The sequence below is a fragment of the Actinomadura sp. RB99 genome (genome assembly GCF_014706005.1).
Taxonomy (GTDB): domain Bacteria; phylum Actinomycetota; class Actinomycetes; order Streptosporangiales; family Streptosporangiaceae; genus Spirillospora.
The window spans coordinates 249,569-266,405 of the sequence record NZ_JABMCA010000003.1 but is presented as its reverse complement, the minus strand read 5'-3'; the positions used below and the strand labels follow the sequence as shown (position 1 = coordinate 266,405).

Genomic DNA, 16,837 nt, shown 5'->3' with positions numbered 1-16,837 from the left:
TGTTCGCGCCACAACGACCGGGGTTCAAATCCTGGAACCCCGATGACGTGAAACGCTGTGACCTGGGCATTCATGGTAAGTGTGCGCTTTCTCACGCATCTCGCGCGGCCGGAGACGGCCCGTTCGGGCGCCGCGGAGGGGGCGCCCGAGCGCCGCGCACGCGCCGCACGGTACGGTGCGGAGCCATGTCCGGAGAACAGCCCGAGGTACTGCGGGTCGAGCGCCGTCCCGACGGGATCGCCGTCCTGACGCTGAACGACCCCGCCCGGCGCAACGCGATGTCCGACGAGATGACCGCCGCTTACCGGCAGGCCGTCGCGGACCTGCGCGGCGACTCCGGACTGCGCTGCGTGGTGCTCACCGGGGCCGGCTCCGCGTTCAGCGCCGGCGGAGACCTGTCCTGGCTCGCCGACACCAACGCCGTCGCCGTCCCCGCGCTGCGCGACCGGATGCTCGCGTTCTACCGGACGTGGCTGACGATCCGGAGCCTCGAGGTCCCCACGATCGCCGCCGTCAACGGGCACGCCGTCGGCGCCGGGCTGTGCCTGGCCCTCGCCTGCGACCTGCGCTACGCCGCCGAGGACGCCAAGCTGCTCGCCCCGTTCACCGCGCTCGGCCTGCACCCCGGCATGGCCGCCACCTGGCTGTTCCCCGAGGTCGCCGGGCTGCCGCTGGCCCGCGAGATGCTGCTGGCCGGACGGGTCCTCACGGGCGCCGAGGCCGCCCGGCACGGCCTGGTCAACCAGGCGTTCCCCCGCGAGGACGTGCTGGACAGGACGCTGGAGGTCGCCGAGCGGATCGCCGCGAACGCGCCCGTCGCGACCCGGCTCACCAAGGTCGCCCTGGCGGACGGCGGGCACGCCGACATGGACGCCGCCCTGCGCTGGGAATCGCTCGCCCAGCCCGTCACGATGGCGTCCGAGGACATGATCGAGGGACTGGCCGCCCAGCGGGAGAAGCGTTCCCCGCGCTTCACCGGCGCGTGAACGGGCTGTGGAAAGCAGTTGAGGCTCCACCAAAAGATGGGCTCTGACCTGGGCTGACGTCAAACACCCCCTGTGGAGGACGCAAAATTTTGGGTACGGTTGCGCCGTGCCCCCTAACGTTGAGGTCCGCCGCAGCACCAGGCGCCGCCGGACCGTGTCCGCCTACCGCGACGGGGACAAGGTGGTGGTGATGGTGCCCTCCAGGCTCAGCAAGGCCGAAGAGGAGCAGTGGATCGCCACCATCCTGGAACGGCTGGAGGAGCGCGAGCGCCGCCGCCGCCCCTCCGACGCCGACCTCGAGTCGCGCGCCCACGAGCTGTCCCGCCGCTACCTGGACGGCCGCGCCGACCCGGTCAGCGTCCGCTGGGTCGCCAACCAGCGCACCCGCTGGGGATCCTGCACCCCCGACGACGGCACGATCCGGCTGTCCACCCGGCTGCGCGGCATGCCGTCCTGGGTCGTCGACTACGTGCTGATCCACGAGCTGGCGCACCTGCTGATCCCGGGGCACGGCGCCGACTTCTGGCAGCTCGTCGGCAACTACCCCAAGGCCGACCGGGCCCGCGGGTACCTGGAGGGCGTCGCCGCCGCCGCGCACCTGCCGCTGGAGGCGGACGCGCCCGACGAGGAGCCCGTGCACGACGACGGCATGCACCACGGCGACGGCCTGCACGGCGACGGCTTCCCCCACGAGGTCGCCGGGTGACCCTGCCCGGGAACCCGATCGGGGACCGCTGCGCCGCGGTCCTGCCGTACGACCCGTCCGGCCCGTCCGCCGCTCCCCCCGGGGTGGACGACGCCGAGTTCCGGCTGGCCATGCTCGAGGACGTCTACGAGGTCGCCGCCGGCCTGGAGTTCGTGACGGCCGCGCTCGTCGCCGACCCGGACGGCCCCGCGGACGCGGAGTCGATCACCTGGCCGGGCACGCCGATCGTCCGCGACCCCGCTCCCGCCGCCGCCTTCGCCGCCCTGCACGCGCTCGGCGCGCGCGAGGCCGCGCTGATCGTGCCGGACGCCCCCGACCTGCCGCCGCTGCTGCTCGGCAAGCTGTTCCGCGCCCTCGGCAGCGCTCCCGCCGCCGCCTGCCAGGCCGCCGACGGCAACGGGCTCGTCGCGCTCGCCGCCCGCCTGCCGCTGCCCGCCTGGCTCGCCGCCGCACTCGACGAACCCGGCACCGCACACGGCGAACCGGGCACCGCACACGGCGGATCCGGGACCGTGCTCGACGCCCCGGACGGCTTGGCCCGGCTCCGCGCCGCCGCCCCGCGCCCCGGGCTCGTCCCGCAGGGGCCCGGCTGGCACCGCATCCGCACCCCCGCCGACCTGCGCTTTCTCGATCCCGGCCTGGAAGGCTGGGACAACACGCGGGCCCTCCTCGAAGGCTCGCCGCTCCGCTAGCGCCGCGTCCCCTGACACCGCGTCCCCTGACACCGCGTCCCCTGACACCGCGTCCCCTGACACCGCGTCCCCTGACACCGCGTCCGCCGGCACCGCGTCCGCCGGCACCTCGTCCGCCGGCGCCGCCGCGCTAACGCCGCACCGCGCGGGCGGCCAGGCGGCGCAGGGCGTCGTCGGTGTCGGCAGGGAGATCGTCGAGGGGGAACCAGGCCAGGTCGTCCGACTCGTCCGACACCACGTGCCGCGCGCCCTCCGGAGCGATCACGACGTACTGGACGTCGAGATGCCACGTGCCCTCGGGATGGCAGCGCACCCGGTGCCGGTCCAGCTGGACGGGCCCCGGCAGCGGCCGCAGGTCCGGGATGCCGGACTCCTCCGTCGCCTCCCGCAGCGCGGCGCCGGCCAGCGTCGCGTCACCGGGCTCGCAGTGCCCGCCGAGCTGCAGCCACGCCTTGATCTTGGAATGCAGCGTCAGCAGGATCCGGGACCGGGACGCGTCGAGAACCGCCGTGCTGGCGGTGATGTGCGCGCCGGCGCACTCCCGCCACATCCCGTCCGCCGGGTGCTCCTCCAGGTGCCGCAGGAACTCCCGGCGCAGCCGCTCCTGGTCCGCGTCCGGCGCCTCCCAGGACGACAGGACCTGGAAGGCGTCGGCGTACAGCGGGGCCGCAGCGGACGGAGCGGACGGAGCGGTCACGTGCGGTTGGCGCGGGCGTAGGGCGAGCTGGCCGGATGCCGGCGGCGCCGCTCCTGGTCCACGGGCCGCTGCCAGCACAGGCTCTCCCGCGCGACCCGCCGCCGGATCACGTTCGTGGACGACCCCGGCTCGTAGCGGCAGCCGTTCACCCGGGACGCGTGCGGGACGCGCGTCCCGCTCACGACCGCGGCCCCTGGCCGCCGGACCCCGCGTCCCCCTCGCCGGGGTCCTCGGGCTCGTCGTCCGGCTTCTCGTCCGGCTTCTCACCGGACTCGGCCCCGGGCTTCCCGCCAGCGTCGGCGGGGCCCTCGGCCTCGTCCTCCTCCGCCGCCGTGGTCAGGTTCGTCAGGTTGGTCAGGTCGAGGTCGGACAGCCCCTCGATCTCCCGGCCGTGCACGAAGCCGTCCGGATCGTCGAGATCGTCGGCCGTCGGCAGCAGGTCGGGGTGCTCCCAGACCGCGTCCCGGCCCTGCGCGCCCCGTACCTCCGTCAGCTTGCGCCACAGCGCCGCGGCCTCGCGCAGCCGCCGCGGCCGCAGCTCCAGGCCGACCAGCGTCGCGAACGTCCGCTCCGCCGGGCCGCCCGTCGCGCGGCGCCGCCGCACCGCCTCGGCCAGCTTCACCGACTCGGGCAGCCGGCCCTGCGCGACCTCGTTGACCACGGTGTCGACCCAGCCCTCGACCAGCGCGAGCGTGGTCTCCAGCCGGGCCAGCGCCGCCTTCTGCCGGGGCGTCTCCTCGGGCTGCAGCTGGAGCTCGCCGCCCAGCGCCTCCTGGATCGCCTCCGGGTTGCTCAGGTCGAGCCCCTGGACGGCCTGCTCGATGCCCGACAGGTCGACGGTGATGCCGCGCGCGTACTCCTCGACGGCGCCGAGCAGGTGCGCCCGCAGCCACGGCACGTGCGCGAACAGCCGCTGGTGCGCGGCCTCCCGCAGCGCCAGGTACAGCCGGACCTCGTCCTCGGAGACCTCCAGGCCCGAGCCGAACGCCTCGACCCCCGCGGGCAGCAGCGCGCCGACGCCGTCGGGCGCCAGCGGCAGCCCCACGTCCGCCGAACCGGTCACCTCGCGGGCCAGCGCGCCGAGCGCCTGCCCGGCCTGGCCGCCGACCATCGCGCCGGCCATCTGCTTGACCATCCCGATCAGCGGGCCGGCCATCGCCTGCATCTCGGCGGGCATCTCGCCGGCGCCGCCGAGGGCGCCGCCCATCGACTCGACCATGCGGGACGCGATCGGGTCGCAGACCTTCGCCCACACCGGCAGCGTCTGCTCGATCCACTCCGACCGGCTCCACGCCTTCGGCGAGCGGATGCCGGCGGGCAGCGTGGTGCCCTCGTCCAGCCACAGGTCGGCCAGCCGCAGCGCCTCCTCGACCTGGCGCCGCTCGGCGTCCACGATCGACGGGTCGCCCTGTTCGACGACCTGGTGCCGGGCGATGTTCTTGGCCAGGTCCCAGTTCAGCGGGCCGCCGGACGCGCCGCCCTGCCCCTGCGCGCCGATCATGTCCGCGAACCGGTGCAGCATGTCGGCGAACTGCGCCATGTCGCCGCCCATGCCCTTGAATGGATCCTGGGGACGATCGTCGTCTCCGTCGCCGGGACGGTTGAAGCCGAAGGGAGTGTCACTCATCGGTTCGCCCCTGGGATGCATGATGGGCTCATATCCGCAACGTTAGCCGGTCCCGGCAAGGTCGCGTACTCAAGGAAGGGGGCACCTCCGTGGCAACGGGCAAGGTTCGCCCTCGGCGTAGCAAGGCCCCGGTCGTCGCCGTCACCGGTGCGGCCTCCGGGGCGGGGCGGCTGCTGGCCGCCCGGCTCGCCGAACGGGAAGACATCCGCAAGGTCGTCGCCATCGACGGGCACCGCGGCGACGTGACCGGCGCCACGTGGCGTGTCGTCGACATCCGGGACCCGCTGCTGTCGAACCGGCTCTCCGACGTGGACGTGATCGTCAACCTGGACGTCGAGCACTCCCCGGACGTCGACGCCAAGGAGCGCCGCACCCACAACGTGCGGGGCGCGCAGACCGTCGTCACGGCCGCCGCGGCGGCCCGGGTCCGCCGTGTGGTGCTCGTCACCAGCGCCATGGTGTACGGCGCCGGGCCCGGCAACGAGGTGCCGCTGCCCGAGGACGCCCCGCTGCTCGCCGAGGCGAACGTCAGCATCGCCGGGGACTTCCTGGAGATCGAGGAGCTGGCGGCGACCGCGCCGCTCACCCACCCCGGGCTGGAGATCACCGTCGTGCGGCCCGCCGCCCTCGCGGGGCCCGGCGTGGACACCGTCGTCACCCGGCACTTCGAGGCGCCCCGGCTGCTGACGGTGAAGGGCAGCACGCCCGGCTGGCAGTTCTGCCACGTCGAGGACCTCGCGTCCGCGCTGGAGGTGATCGTCGCCGAGGACGTCCAGGGCCCGGTCGCGGTCGGCTGCGAGGGCTGGCTCGGCCCCGACGAGGTCACCGAGATCACCGGCAAGCGCACCTTCGAGCTGCCCGCCGCGCTGACGTTCGGGATGGCGCAGCGGCTGCACCGCCTCGGCATGACCCCGGCGCCCGCGACGGACCTGCACTACGTCGCCTACCCGTGGGTGGTCGACTGCGCCCGGCTGCGGGCCGCGGGATGGAAGCCGGGCCACGACAACGCCGCCGCGCTCCGCGCCGTGATGGAGGAGACCGCCGGGCGGCACGCCGTCGTCGGGCGCCGCGTCGGCGGCAAGGAGGCCACCATGGCGACCGCGGCCGGCGCGACGGTCGCCGCGATCGGCGCCGCCGCCGCGATCCGCCGCGCCCGCAAGCGCCGCCGCTAGCCGAGGACGGCCGGCCCGGCCAGCCGAGGACGGCCGACCCGCCCGGCTAGCTGAGGACAGCCAGCCAGCCCGGCCAGCCGAGGACAGCCGACCCGCCCGGCCGCGCCCGGCCCCGGCCCGCGTTCACCGGGCCGGGCGGCCGGGTCAGCCGGCCGAGGCCTCGGCGGAGCCGGTCGGCGACGGGGTCGCGGTCGGCGAGGGGGTCGTCGCGTCCGGGGTCGGCTTCGGCCGGCCCGCGCCCGCCTGCTGCGCCGCCGACAGCGCCTCCTGCGCCCGCTTGATCCGCTTCCAGGCGTCGCCCATGCCGGGGTAGTCGCCCTTCTGCTGGGCCTTCTCGTAGTCGCTCACGGCCTTCTGCAGGTCGCCGATCGCCTGCTGCTCGTCCCGCGTCAGCCGGCCGTCCCCGGGCGGCGTCACCGCAGGGGCGCCCGTGCCGCCGAGGACCTGCTTCAACGCCTCCCCGAACGTGCCCGCCGCCGCGATCCGGGTGCCGTACCGCACCAGCACCTTGCCGAGCAGCGGGTACGGCTGCTGCTCCTTCCCGCCGGACGCCTTGGTGTACATCGGCTCGACGTACAGCAGGCTCCCGCCGAACGGGATCGTCAGCAGGTTGCCCGCGACGGTCTTCGTCCCGCCCTGCCGCAGCGCGAACAGGTCGCCCTTCACCTGCGAATCCGTCTCGAACGAGTTCTGCACCTGCCCCGGGCCCGGCGGCTGCGCGTCCCGCGGCATCTGCAGGATCCGGATCTGCCCGTAGTACGGGCTCGACGGATCGGAGTCGACCGCCATGAACGACGCGAGCTGCGGGTTGTCGCGCGGGTTGAACACCGTCGTCAGGGAGAACGCGGGGGAGCCGTCGAACGGCGCCGGCATCTTCAGGCTCTGGTAGTACGGCGGCTGCAGCTTGCCCCGCGTCGTCGGGTCCTGCGGCACCTCCCAGAAGCCCTCGCCGTTGTAGAACGCCGACGGGTCCGTCACGTGGTACTTGGTGAGGATCTGCCGCTGCACCTTGAACAGGTCCTGCGGGTAGCGGAAGTGCTTCAGCAGGTCGTCCGGGATGCTCGACTTCTTCTGGACGGTGTCCGGGAAGACCTTCATCCACGTCTTGAGGATCGGGTCCTCGGTGTCCCACTGGTACAGGTGGACCGCGCCGCTGTAGGCGTCCACCGTGGCCTTCACCGAGTTCCGCATGTAGTTGATGTGGTCGTTCGCCTGCCGCGCCACCGACGAGCGGGTGTCGGTGATCGTGTCGCGGGTCGCCTCGCCCAGGCTCGTCTGCTCCGAGTACGGGTACGCGCCGGACGTGGTGTAGCCGTCCACGATCCACACGACCCGGCCCTGCACCACCGCCGGATACGGGTCGCCGTCCAGCGTCAGCCACGGCGCCGCCTTGTGCACCCGCTCCCGCGGCGACCGGTCGTACAGGATCTGCGCGCCCTTCTTGATCGCGCCGGACAGCAGCAGGTTCTTGTCCTGGAACTTCGCCGAGTACAGCAGCTTGTGGAAGAACGAGTCGATCGGGACGCCGCCGTTCCCGTCGTAGGTGGTGCTCTGCTGCCCGTCGTCCGGGCTGTTGTCCGGGTAGTTCAGCTCCTGCTGGCCCTTCCCGCCGGCCACGGAGTAGCGCGGCGACCGCTCCCCGAAGTAGATCTCCGGCCGCGTCACCTGGATCCGCTGGCCGGACAAGGCCGGCATGTCGCGGGTGATGAAGTCCGGGTTCCCGCCCTGCGCCATCTGGTCGCCGTACGCCGACACGAACCCGTAGCCGTGCGTGTAGACCATCCGGTCCTTCACCCAGCTGCGCTGCCCCGACGGCGCGCCCGACAGCTCCCGCAGCGCCACCACCGTGTCGGTCGTCTTGCCGTCCACCGTGTAGCGGTCGACGTCCAGGGTGTCGGGGAACTTGTAGAACGGGCGGATCCGCTGCAGCTGCTCGAACGTCGGGCCCACCACGTTCGGGTCCAGGACGCGGACGCCGCCCAGCCCGTTCGCCTCGTCCTGCAGCTGCTTCTGGTCCGTCACCGGCGACGACCCGTACGGGACGACCTTCGCGCCGCCCACCCCGTACGCCTGCCGCGTGAAGTCGATGTTGCGCTGGATGTAGCCGCGCTCCTTGGCCAGCTCGTCCGGCTTCACCTGGAACTGCTGGATCAGCAGCGGGTACAGCCCGCCCAGCAGGATCGCCGACAGCACCAGCAGCGTGAACCCCACGCCCGGCAGCATCATGCCGCGCCGCAGCAGGTTGCTGAAGAACATCACCGCGCACAGCAGCGCGATGACCGCCAGGATCGTCTTCGCGGGCAGCAGCGCGTTCACATCGGTATAGGACGCGCCGGTCGTCACGCCCCGCTCCGAATGGACGAGCCCGTACCGGTCCAGCCAGTACGCCAGCGCCTTCAGCAGCACGAAAAGGCCCACCAGCACCGACAGATGCGCGCGCGCGGGCGGGCTCGCCTTGTCGCCCGGTCCCTGTAGCCGCAGACCGCCGTACAGGTAATGCACCATCACCGCGGCCAGGAACGACAGGATCACCGTCGCGAACACCACGCCCAGCACCAGCCGCAGGAACGGATAGGTGAAGACGTAGAACGACACGTCCTTATGGAACTGCGGATCCTTCACGCCGAACGACGTGCGGTTCAGGAACGCCAGCCACACCTGCCACCGGCCCGCCACCGACGACCCCGTCAGCACGCCCAGCAGGAGCAGCAGCCCCAGCGAGATCAGCCGCCGGCGCGGATCGATCACCGACCGGTACCGCTCCAGCCCCTGCTGCTCCACCGACAGCGGCCGGTACGCCGGGCGCAGCCGGTACGCCACCGCCACGTTCGCGCCCACCACCAGCGACATCAGCAGGCCCGAACCGGCGAACAGCACCGCCTCCGCGCGCAGCTGCGTCGTGTACACCTTCGAGAAGCCGATCGAGCGGTACCACAGCAGATTCGTGTAGACCGCGGTGAAGACCAGGAAAACCGCCAGCAGCAGCGCCAGCGCCACCAGGACCGGCAGTATCGGCCGGGTGCGCCCGGTGCCGAACCGGCGCCCCGAACCGGGAGTCCGGAAGGCCAATTGCCCCTCCGATCGAGATGCGGCCCACCGGCCGCGCGCCGGTGCTGTGTAAGCAACTTACCGACTACCACCCGGGTTCCCGTATTTCCCGGTCCCCGGACGGGGAAAGATGGGCCCCGTGAGTCTTCTGGAAGAAGTCGTGCTGGACCTCGAACGTCACTCGGCACAGGAGGGCTGGGACTCCGCGCCCCGCCTCTACGCCCTCGTCCGCAGCACCGAGCTGCGCCGCGCCGAGCCCGAACTCGCCGACCAGCTCGGCCTGCCCCCCGACACCGACACCCTCGCCGCCCTCGAACAGCCCGCCCTCCCCGAGAAGGCCGGCGTCGAGGACGCCCTCGCCGCCATCGCCTGGCCCGACGCCGTCGAGGGCTGCGCCCTCGTCATCGAACGGGTCGTGCTCCCGCCCGAGGCCGAGGACGAGATCCCCGAGGACGAGGCCGAGGCCGCCGAGTTCGCCGCCGGCCACCCCGCCCGCGAGGACGTCCGCATGATCGTCGGCGTGCTCCGCGACGGCACCCGGCACTCCGCCCTCCGGCTGCGCCGCCACGACACCGACGACGAGGTCCTCGCCGGACCCGACCTCGTCCCCGCCCTCGCCGAGGCCCTCGCCGCCACCTTCGAACCCGACGAGCCCGCCCCTCGCCCCTAGCGGGCCGCCCTCCGGGAGGTAGCCTGCGGAACGTGAGCGAAGACAGCGCCGCCGCCGGGACCGTCATCCGGCTCGCCGAGATCCGCGACACCCCGCTCTCCGTCGACGAGGTGTTCGCCGCCGTCGGCGACCCCGCCGCCGGCGGCGTCGCGCTGTTCGTCGGGACCGTCCGCGACCACGACCACGCCCGCGACGTCAGCGCCCTGTCCTACAGCGCCCACCCCACCGTCCGGCGCGAACTCCTCGCCGTCATGGAGAAGGTCGCCGCCGACCTCCCCGTCCGCGCCCTCGCCGCCGTCCACCGCGTCGGCGACCTCCAGATCGGCGACCTCGCCGTCGTCGTCGCCGCGTCCTGCCCCCACCGCGCCGAAGCCTTCGACGCCTGCCGCCGGCTCATCGACGACCTCAAGGCCCAGGTGCCCATCTGGAAGCACCAGACCTTCGCCGACGGCGGAGACGAGTGGGTCGGGGCCTGCTGAGCCCCCCGGGCCGCATAGAGTTCCGACCATGTCTCGTCGTGCCGCCACGCTCACCGTCGCGAGCGTCCTCATCCTCGCGCTGGCCCTCGTCGGCTCCCTGATGCCGGTGCCCTACATCGCGCTGATGCCCGGCCCGACGAGCAACACCCTCGGCACGAACGAGAAGGGCCAGCAGGTCATCACCATCGACGGCCGCCAGACCTACCCCGACCAGGGGCACCTCAACTTCACCACCGTCACCTACCGCGGCGGCCCCGGCGGGCGCATCGACCTGTTCACCGCCCTGCGCGGCTGGCTCGACCACGACACCGCGATCGTCCCCGAGGAGCTCTACTTCCCCAAGGACCAGAGCCAGAAGCAGGTCGACCAGGAGAACACCCGCCAGATGCAGGACTCCCAGCAGAGCGCCAAGGCCGCCGCCCTGCACGAGCTCGGCGTCCCCCTGCAGACCCAGGTGATCGTCCAAGGCGTCCAGAAGGGCCGCCCCGCCGACGGCAAGCTCCAGCCCGGCGACCAGGTCACCGCCCTCGACGGCGCCAAGGTCACCAGCACCGCCCAGGTCACCGGCACCATGGCCAAGCGCAAGATCGGCGACAAGGTCACCCTCACCGTCCAGCGCGGCGGCAAGGAGACCACCCAGACCTTCACCACCGTCGCCGACCCCACCGGCAAGCGCGCCGTCGTCGGCGTCGTCCTCGGCGACCAGTACAAGTTCCCCTTCAAGATCGACATCAGCGTCGGCGACATCGGCGGCCCCAGCGCCGGCCTCATGTTCGCCCTCGCCATCTACGACAAGCTCACCCCCGGCTCCCTCAGCGCCGGCAAGTTCATCGCCGGCACCGGCGAGATCGACCCCGACGGCCAGGTCAGCCCCATCGGCGGCATCCAGCAGAAGATGATCGCCGCCCGCCGCGCCGGCGCCACCGTCTTCCTCACCCCCGCCAAGAACTGCTCCGAGGCCGTCGGCGCCCGCCCCGCCGGCCTCCGCCTCGTCCGCGCCGACACCCTCCACAGCGCCGTCCAGGCCATCAACGCCATCACCACCGGCAAGGGCGCCGTCCCCGCCTGCACCAAATGACCCACCGATTTGGTCGAACCCCCGCCATGCCATAGAGTTGAGACATCACCGCGGGGTGGAGCAGTTCGGTAGCTCGCTGGGCTCATAACCCAGAGGTCGCAGGTTCAAATCCTGCCCCCGCTACGGGTCCTAGGGTCCTCCTGGTCGCAGACTTCGTCTGCTCCCCGGAGGACCCTTCGCCGTTTTCCGGGGGGACGACCCCCCGAGCCCCCCGGTGTGGGGGCTCCGCCCCCACGCCCCCGGCGCGCTTCGCGCGCTTTTGGGGCTTCGCCCCTTGCCCCCTCGGGCTTCGCCCTTCGTCTTGCCGGTGCGGGTTTTTGCTCTGCGCCCTGGCTTTGGGGCATTGCCTCTTGTGGGTCAGTGGCCGGGTTGGACCAGGCCGCATTCGTAGGCGAAGACGACGGCCTGGACGCGGTCCCGTAGGGCGAGTTTGGCGAGGATCCGCGTCACGTGGGTCTTCACCGTCGGCTCGCTGAGGAACAGGTCCGCGCTGATCTCCGCGTTCGAGCGGCCGCGGGCGATGAGGCCCAGCACCTCCAGCTCGCGCGGCGTCAGCCTTTCCAGGCCGGCGGGACGGGTCGTGCCGGGGCGGGGGCGGCGCACGTACTCCTCGATCATCCGGCGGGTGATCTCCGGGGCGAGGAGCGCCTCGCCCGCGGCGACCGTGCGGACGGCACCAGCGAGTTCGCGCGGCGGCGCGCTCTTGAGCAGGAAGCCGCTCGCCCCCGCGCGCAGCGACTGGTAGACGTACTCCTCCTCGTCGAACGTCGTGAGCATGAGCACGCGTGCCGGGCAGCGCCCGTCGCGCAGGAGCCGGCGGGCCGCCTCGATGCCGTCCATGCGCGGCATCCGGATGTCCATGAGGACGACGTCGGGCAGCAGGGACAGCGCCGCGTCCACCGCCTCCGCGCCGTCGGCCGCCTCGCCGACGACCTCGATGTCCTGCTGGCCTTCGAGGATGGAGCGGAAGCCGCCGCGGACCAGCGCCTGGTCGTCGACGATGAGCACCCGGATCGTCATGGGGCCGCCTCCAGCGGCAGGCTCGCGGTCACGGCGAAGCCGCCGTCGCCGGTGCGCCCGGTCGCCAGCGTGCCGTTGTAGAGGCCGACCCGTTCGCGCATGCCGAGCAGGCCGTGGCCGAGCCGGTCCGGGTCCGTGCCCGCCCGCGCGCCGGTGCGTCCCGTGTCGTGCACGCTGACCCGCACGGAGTGCTCGTCGTAGTGCAGCACCACGTGCGCGGTGGTCGGGGCGGCGTGCTTGAGGGCGTTGGTGAGGGCCTCCTGCACGATCCGGTAGACGGCGAGGTCGACGCCCGGCGGCAGCGGACGCTCCTGGCCCTCCACGGTGAGCTCGACCGGCAGGCCGATGGCGGCCATGTGGCCGGTGAGCTCGGCGAGGTCCGCGGTGCCGGGCTGCGGCGCGAGCGCCGGGCGCGCCCCTTCCCCGCGCAGCAGGCCGAGCATCCGGTGGAGCTCGCCGACGGCCTGCCGCCCCGTCTCCTGCACCGAGTGCAGCGGCGCGCGCGCCTTGGCGGGGTCGCGGTCGAGCAGGTCCTCGGCGGCGCCGGCCTGGACGACCATGACGCTGACGCAGTGGGCGATGATGTCGTGGAGTTCGCGGGCGATGCGGGACCGCTCCTCGGCGAGCGCGGCCTCCAGCCGCCGGGCCCGGGCCCGGTCGTCGGAGTGGCTGCGCGCGCGGGCGCGCAGCACCCGGCCGGCGACGAGGACGATGACCAGCGGGACGGCGGCGAACGGGATGTTCCCTGCGGTTCCCGCGTCCGGGTTGCGCAGCATCACGATGACGACCGCGGCGGCGGTCGCCGCGGCGCCGAGGCACGCGTGCGCGCGGTCGGCGTGCCGGGCCACCGAGTAGGCGGCGATCAGCATCGGCAGGAAGCCGCCCCAGAGCGTGAAGGTCAGCGGGACGGCCAGCATCGGCCCCGCGAGGACGGCCGCGACGGTCACGGCGGTGGCGAGCGGCGCGACCCTGCGCAGCGCGAGCACCAGCGCCGCCGCGAGGGTGGAGGCGACGAGCGCCGCCGTCGGGCCGTAGCGGGCCGAGTTGTCCAGGCGGAACGCGATGTCGACCACGGCGAAGGCGGCGACCGCGAGCGCGGCCAGCCCGTCGGGCAGCAGCAGCTCCCGGGTCCTCGGCGTCACGCTCGCAAGCTATCCGCGCGCGGGCCGGGCGGCGTCATCCGCTGGTCGTATTCGCCTCGTCCTGATGGCGACCCGCGGACGAGGCGGTGGCGACCGCGGCATGACGACCGGGGGCGCCGGCGGGCCGACGCTGAGGGCGACGTCGCCGGAGGGCGGCGGCTTCCGAGGAGGAGACCATGACCGTGAACCTGAGGCGCCTGGCCGGATGGGCGCTCATCGTCGGCACGCTCGTCGCGGCGTCCGGCTACCTCGCCGCGAACCTGCTCGCGCCGGGCCACGGCGACGAGGTGTTCCGCTACCGGCTCTGGCCGCTGTTCGAGGGGATCGCGGTCGGCGGGGACGTCGTCGTCGCGCTCGGGCTGCCGGTCATCCTGGCCTTCGCGGGACGGGCGCCGCGACTGCACGTCGCCGGATACGCCTGCGTCTTCGCCGCGCTGCTGATGCTGAACATCGGTGAGGGCGTCGTGGAGGGCTTCGTGAAGCCGTACCTGGCCGGCCACGGCGGTATCCCCCGCGACGAGCCCTCCGGCTTCGCCGTCTTCGAGGGCGTCGCGCTGCTGTGCCTGGTCGCCGGCGCGGTCTGCCTCGGCGTCGCCGTGCTGCGGGCCCGGACGCTGCCGCGGTGGATCGGGGTCGCGCTGCTGGTGTCGTGCCTGATCGGCGCCCTCGGCCTGCCCCGGCCCTGGTTCCTGCTGGCCGACGACGTCTTCTTCGCCGCGCTGTTCGCGATCGGCGTCCACGCCGCGCGCGGCGCCGCCGAACCGGCCGCCGCGTGACCTGCGGCTATGATCCAGATCACTGCCTCTATCAGCGGTTATGTCTGGAAAGGACGGTGGGCGATGTCGACGTCGGTCGCGAGGGCCCGGCAGCACTCCTACGGGGATCTGGTGCACCGGACGGCCCGGCGGTATCCGGGCAAGCTCGCGGTGGTCGGCGGCGACGAGCGGTTCACCTACGCGGAGTTCGACGCGGCGGTGAACCGCGCGGCGAACGCGCTGGCGGGGCGGGGGCTCGCGAAGGGCGACCGGCTCGCCCTGCTGTCGCACAACTGCTGGCAGTACGCGGTGCTGGCGTTCGCGACGGCGAAGCTGGGCGTGGTGCTGGTGCCGGTCAACTTCATGCTGGGCGCGGACGAGATCGCCTACATCCTGGGGCACTCGGGGGCCTCCGGGATCGTCGCCGAGGGCGCGCTGGTGCCCGTCGCGGAGAAGGCGCTGGCGGCGGCCGGTGTCGAGGGCGGGGTCCGCGGGCGGATCGGCGGCGGCGCCGAGGGCTGGGAGGACGTCGACGCGTGGTGCCGCGAGGGGTCCGCCGCGGCACCGGACGTGCTCGTGGGCGACGACGACCCGCTGCGCCTGATGTACACGTCGGGGACCGAGTCGCGGCCCAAGGGCGTCATGCTGACCAGCCGGTCGCTGATCAGCCAGTACGTGAGCTGCGTCGTCGACGGGGAGATGTCCGCCGACGACGTGGAGGCGCACGCGCTGCCGATGTACCACTGCGCGCAGCTGGACTGCTTCTTCTCGGTCGACGTGTACCTCGGGGCGACGAGCGTCATCCTGCCGGGGCCCGATCCCGCGCTGGTGCTGGAGACGATCGAGCGGGAGAGGGTCACCAAGCTGTTCTGCCCGCCGACGGTGTGGATCTCGCTGCTGCGGCACCCCGACTTCGACCGGCGCGACCTGTCCAGCCTGCGGAAGGGGTACTACGGGGCGTCCGCGATGCCCGTGGAGGTGCTGCGGGAGCTGCTGAGGCGGCTGCCGGACGTGCGGCTGTGGAACTTCTACGGCCAGACGGAGATGGCGCCGCTCGCGACGATCCTGCGGCCGGACGAGCAACTGGAGCGGGCCGGCAGCGCGGGGCGGGCGGCCCTCAACGTCGAGACGATGCTCGTCGACGACGAGGGGAACCCCGTCCCGGCGGGCGAGGTCGGCGAGATCGTGCACCGGAGCCCGCACGCGGCCCTCGGCTACTACAACGACGAGGCCAAGACCGAGGACGCCTTCCGCGGCGGCTGGTTCCACTCGGGGGACCTCGGGATCATGACCGAGGACGGCCACCTGTCGGTGGTCGACCGGAAGAAGGACATGATCAAGACGGGCGGGGAGAACGTCGCCAGCCGGGAGGTCGAGGAGGCGATCTACGAGCTGGACGGGGTGGCGGAGGTCGCCGTGTTCGGCATCGCGCATCCGCGCTGGATCGAGGCCGTCACGGCGGTCGTCGTGCCGAGGGCCGGGGCCGCCCTGAGCGCCGACGACGTCCACGCGCACGTCCGGGAGCGGCTCGCGGGCTACAAGCGGCCGAAGTACGTGGTGCTGGCCGAGTCGCTGCCGAAGAACCCCAGCGGCAAGATCCTCAAGCGCGAACTGCGGGAGCTGCACGCGCGTCTCGCGGAGTCCTGATCACTCGTCCTGCTGGAGGTGCGGGGCGAGGGTGAGGGCCAGGTGGAGGGTCAGGCGGTCCTGGCCGTTGGCGAGGGTCAGGGCCGTCAGTTCCTCGATGCGGCGGAGGCGGTGGTAGAGGGTCTGGCGGTGGATGTTCAGGGTCTGTGCCGTTCTCTGGACGTTGCCCGCCAGGTCCAGGTAGGTGCGGGCGGTGAGGGCGAGGTCGGGGTGCTGGAGGAGGGTCTCCGTTCCCGGGGTCCGGGTCGTCTGGGCGAGGGCCTCGTCGCCGGCGGCGCGCAGGAGCCGCAGGACGCCGAGGGACGTCCAGTCGCGGGTCTCGCCGGCGGCGGCGGTGCGGGCGGCGACGCGGGCGCGGAGCCAGCCCTCGTGGACGGTCTCCAGGGTGAGGCAGGGCGAGAAGAAGCCCGCGTGGATGGGGGCGGTGCGCTCCTCCAGCAGGCGGCGGGCCCGGTCGACGACGGTGTGCGGGGCCGCCGACGCCGGGATGACCAGGACGTGGTCGCGCTGCCAGACCGTGGTGAGGACGGAGTGGGGGAGCAGCCACGGGTTGAGCGGGTCGGTGTTCGGGCTGCGCAGGACGGCGACGGCGAGCGGCGGGTCGGGGACGCCCGCCTCGGCGAGCTCGTTGGCGGCCTGCGCGCGCACGTCCGGCTGCGCGGACAGCAGGTCGGCGACCTTCCAGCCGAGGTCGTCGCGCTCGCGGGCCTGGCGGGCCATGAGGAGCCCCGCGCGCTCGCAGAGCGGCATGGCGGGGGCGGCGTCGGTGATGCGCTCCTGGTCGTCCAGCAGCCAGAGGTAGCCGTAGGTGACGTTGTTCCAGCGGACGGGGAGGCACAGCCGGCCGAGCTGGCCGAGGGAGTGGTCGGCGGGGATGCGGACGGGCCCGGCGGCGCGGGCGATGCCGTAGGACTCGAAGCGGGTGCGGACGGCCTCGGTCGCGCGCCGGTGCAGGATCGAGTCCATCCGGACGGGGTCGATCGTGTCGCCGTGCGCGGCGTAGGCGACGAGGTGGAAGTCGCGGTCCTCCAGCGTCGCCGGGGCGCCGAGGAGGTCGGCGGCGAGTTCCACGATCTCTTGCAGATCAGGAGCCATAAGACATATGTATGAAGAAGTCG

At 73.3% G+C, this 16,837-nt stretch carries 16 protein-coding genes and 1 tRNA gene; 10 read left to right on the top strand and 7 right to left on the bottom strand.

The genetic code is table 11. The features are described 5' to 3' along the window. The first annotated feature begins 185 nt into the window (after nucleotides 1-185). The 3 genes from amrb99_RS04810 (at nucleotide 186) to amrb99_RS04800 (ending at nucleotide 2,384) form a co-directional block, all read left to right on the top strand. Nucleotides 186-986 (top strand): enoyl-CoA hydratase/isomerase family protein, encoded by an 801-nt coding sequence (locus amrb99_RS04810; protein WP_190852700.1) that lies wholly within the window; start codon nucleotides 186-188, stop codon nucleotides 984-986. A 154-nt stretch (nucleotides 987-1,140) separates the two neighbouring features. Next, a complete protein-coding gene (locus amrb99_RS04805) occupies nucleotides 1,141-1,692 on the top strand; it encodes a SprT-like domain-containing protein (RefSeq protein ID WP_190852854.1) in 552 nt (183 codons plus the stop codon). Further along, a complete protein-coding gene (locus amrb99_RS04800; RefSeq protein ID WP_347256531.1) occupies nucleotides 1,689-2,384 on the top strand; it encodes a hypothetical protein in 696 nt (231 codons plus the stop codon). Before amrb99_RS04805 ends, amrb99_RS04800 begins: the two co-directional genes overlap by 4 nt. Before the next feature lie 130 nt (nucleotides 2,385-2,514). Here the strand turns inward: amrb99_RS04800 and amrb99_RS04795 are convergent, their stop codons facing one another. From amrb99_RS04795 to amrb99_RS04785, 3 genes are read right to left on the bottom strand one after another with little or no spacing between them, the layout of a single operon-like run. Continuing rightward, complete coding sequence (locus amrb99_RS04795) at nucleotides 2,515-3,081, bottom strand: NUDIX hydrolase (protein WP_347256530.1); 567 nt, start codon at nucleotides 3,079-3,081, stop codon at nucleotides 2,515-2,517. Continuing rightward, a complete protein-coding gene (locus tag amrb99_RS04790; protein WP_190852697.1) occupies nucleotides 3,078-3,263 on the bottom strand; it encodes a hypothetical protein in 186 nt (61 codons plus the stop codon). Before amrb99_RS04790 ends, amrb99_RS04795 begins: the two co-directional genes overlap by 4 nt. Then, nucleotides 3,260-4,708, bottom strand: a complete 1,449-nt coding sequence (locus amrb99_RS04785; RefSeq protein ID WP_190852694.1) for a zinc-dependent metalloprotease — start codon at nucleotides 4,706-4,708, stop codon at nucleotides 3,260-3,262. Before amrb99_RS04785 ends, amrb99_RS04790 begins: the two co-directional genes overlap by 4 nt. 89 nt (nucleotides 4,709-4,797) lie before the next feature. Here amrb99_RS04785 and amrb99_RS04780 point away from each other — a divergent pair, with 89 nt between their 5' ends. Next, complete coding sequence (locus amrb99_RS04780) at nucleotides 4,798-5,880, top strand: NAD-dependent epimerase/dehydratase family protein (RefSeq protein WP_190852692.1); 1,083 nt, start codon at nucleotides 4,798-4,800, stop codon at nucleotides 5,878-5,880. Nucleotides 5,881-6,024: 144 nt separating this feature from the next. On the opposite strand, the gene amrb99_RS04775 is transcribed toward amrb99_RS04780, so the two are convergent. After that, the gene (locus amrb99_RS04775) at nucleotides 6,025-8,949 is read right to left on the bottom strand and encodes a UPF0182 family protein (RefSeq protein WP_190852690.1); all 2,925 of its coding nucleotides are present in this window, start codon (nucleotides 8,947-8,949) and stop codon (nucleotides 6,025-6,027) included. Between the two features lie 109 nt (nucleotides 8,950-9,058). Here amrb99_RS04775 and amrb99_RS04770 point away from each other — a divergent pair, with 109 nt between their 5' ends. The 4 genes from amrb99_RS04770 to amrb99_RS04755 all read left to right on the top strand — a co-directional run bounded on the left by amrb99_RS04770 (nucleotide 9,059) and on the right by amrb99_RS04755 (nucleotide 11,278). Continuing rightward, on the top strand, nucleotides 9,059-9,598 hold the full coding sequence (locus amrb99_RS04770; RefSeq protein ID WP_190852688.1) for a PPA1309 family protein: 540 nt from the start codon (nucleotides 9,059-9,061) through the stop codon (nucleotides 9,596-9,598). 32 nt (nucleotides 9,599-9,630) lie between these two features. Beyond that, nucleotides 9,631-10,077 carry a molybdenum cofactor biosynthesis protein MoaE gene (locus amrb99_RS04765; protein WP_190852685.1) on the top strand — a complete coding sequence of 149 codons (447 nt, stop codon included), beginning with the start codon at nucleotides 9,631-9,633 and terminating at the stop codon, nucleotides 10,075-10,077. 28 nt (nucleotides 10,078-10,105) lie between these two features. Next, the gene (locus tag amrb99_RS04760) at nucleotides 10,106-11,155 is read left to right on the top strand and encodes a PDZ domain-containing protein (RefSeq protein WP_190852683.1); all 1,050 of its coding nucleotides are present in this window, start codon (nucleotides 10,106-10,108) and stop codon (nucleotides 11,153-11,155) included. 49 nt (nucleotides 11,156-11,204) lie between these two features. Beyond that, nucleotides 11,205-11,278 (top strand) — tRNA-Met (locus amrb99_RS04755). A gap of 234 nt (nucleotides 11,279-11,512) precedes the next feature. Here the strand turns inward: amrb99_RS04755 and amrb99_RS04750 are convergent. Both amrb99_RS04750 and amrb99_RS50600 read right to left on the bottom strand, forming a co-directional pair. After that, on the bottom strand, nucleotides 11,513-12,175 hold the full coding sequence (locus amrb99_RS04750) for a response regulator transcription factor (protein ID WP_190852681.1): 663 nt from the start codon (nucleotides 12,173-12,175) through the stop codon (nucleotides 11,513-11,515). Then, entirely contained in the window at nucleotides 12,172-13,317 is a 1,146-nt protein-coding gene (locus amrb99_RS50600) for a sensor histidine kinase (RefSeq protein WP_190852678.1), read from the bottom strand. The genes amrb99_RS04750 and amrb99_RS50600 overlap by 4 nt, the downstream gene beginning before the upstream one ends. A gap of 176 nt (nucleotides 13,318-13,493) precedes the next feature. On the opposite strand from amrb99_RS50600, the gene amrb99_RS04740 reads away from it, so the two are divergent. Together amrb99_RS04740 and amrb99_RS04735 are read left to right on the top strand one after the other, a co-directional pair. After that, a complete protein-coding gene (locus amrb99_RS04740) occupies nucleotides 13,494-14,093 on the top strand; it encodes a hypothetical protein (RefSeq protein ID WP_190852676.1) in 600 nt (199 codons plus the stop codon). A 63-nt stretch (nucleotides 14,094-14,156) separates the two neighbouring features. Further along, the gene (locus amrb99_RS04735; protein WP_190852674.1) at nucleotides 14,157-15,719 is read left to right on the top strand and encodes an acyl-CoA synthetase; all 1,563 of its coding nucleotides are present in this window, start codon (nucleotides 14,157-14,159) and stop codon (nucleotides 15,717-15,719) included. Here amrb99_RS04735 and amrb99_RS04730 read toward each other — a convergent pair whose 3' ends face one another. Further along, nucleotides 15,720-16,814 carry a PucR family transcriptional regulator gene (locus tag amrb99_RS04730; RefSeq protein WP_190852672.1) on the bottom strand — a complete coding sequence of 365 codons (1,095 nt, stop codon included), beginning with the start codon at nucleotides 16,812-16,814 and terminating at the stop codon, nucleotides 15,720-15,722. It abuts the gene before it with no gap. Nucleotides 16,815-16,837 lie beyond the last annotated feature (23 nt).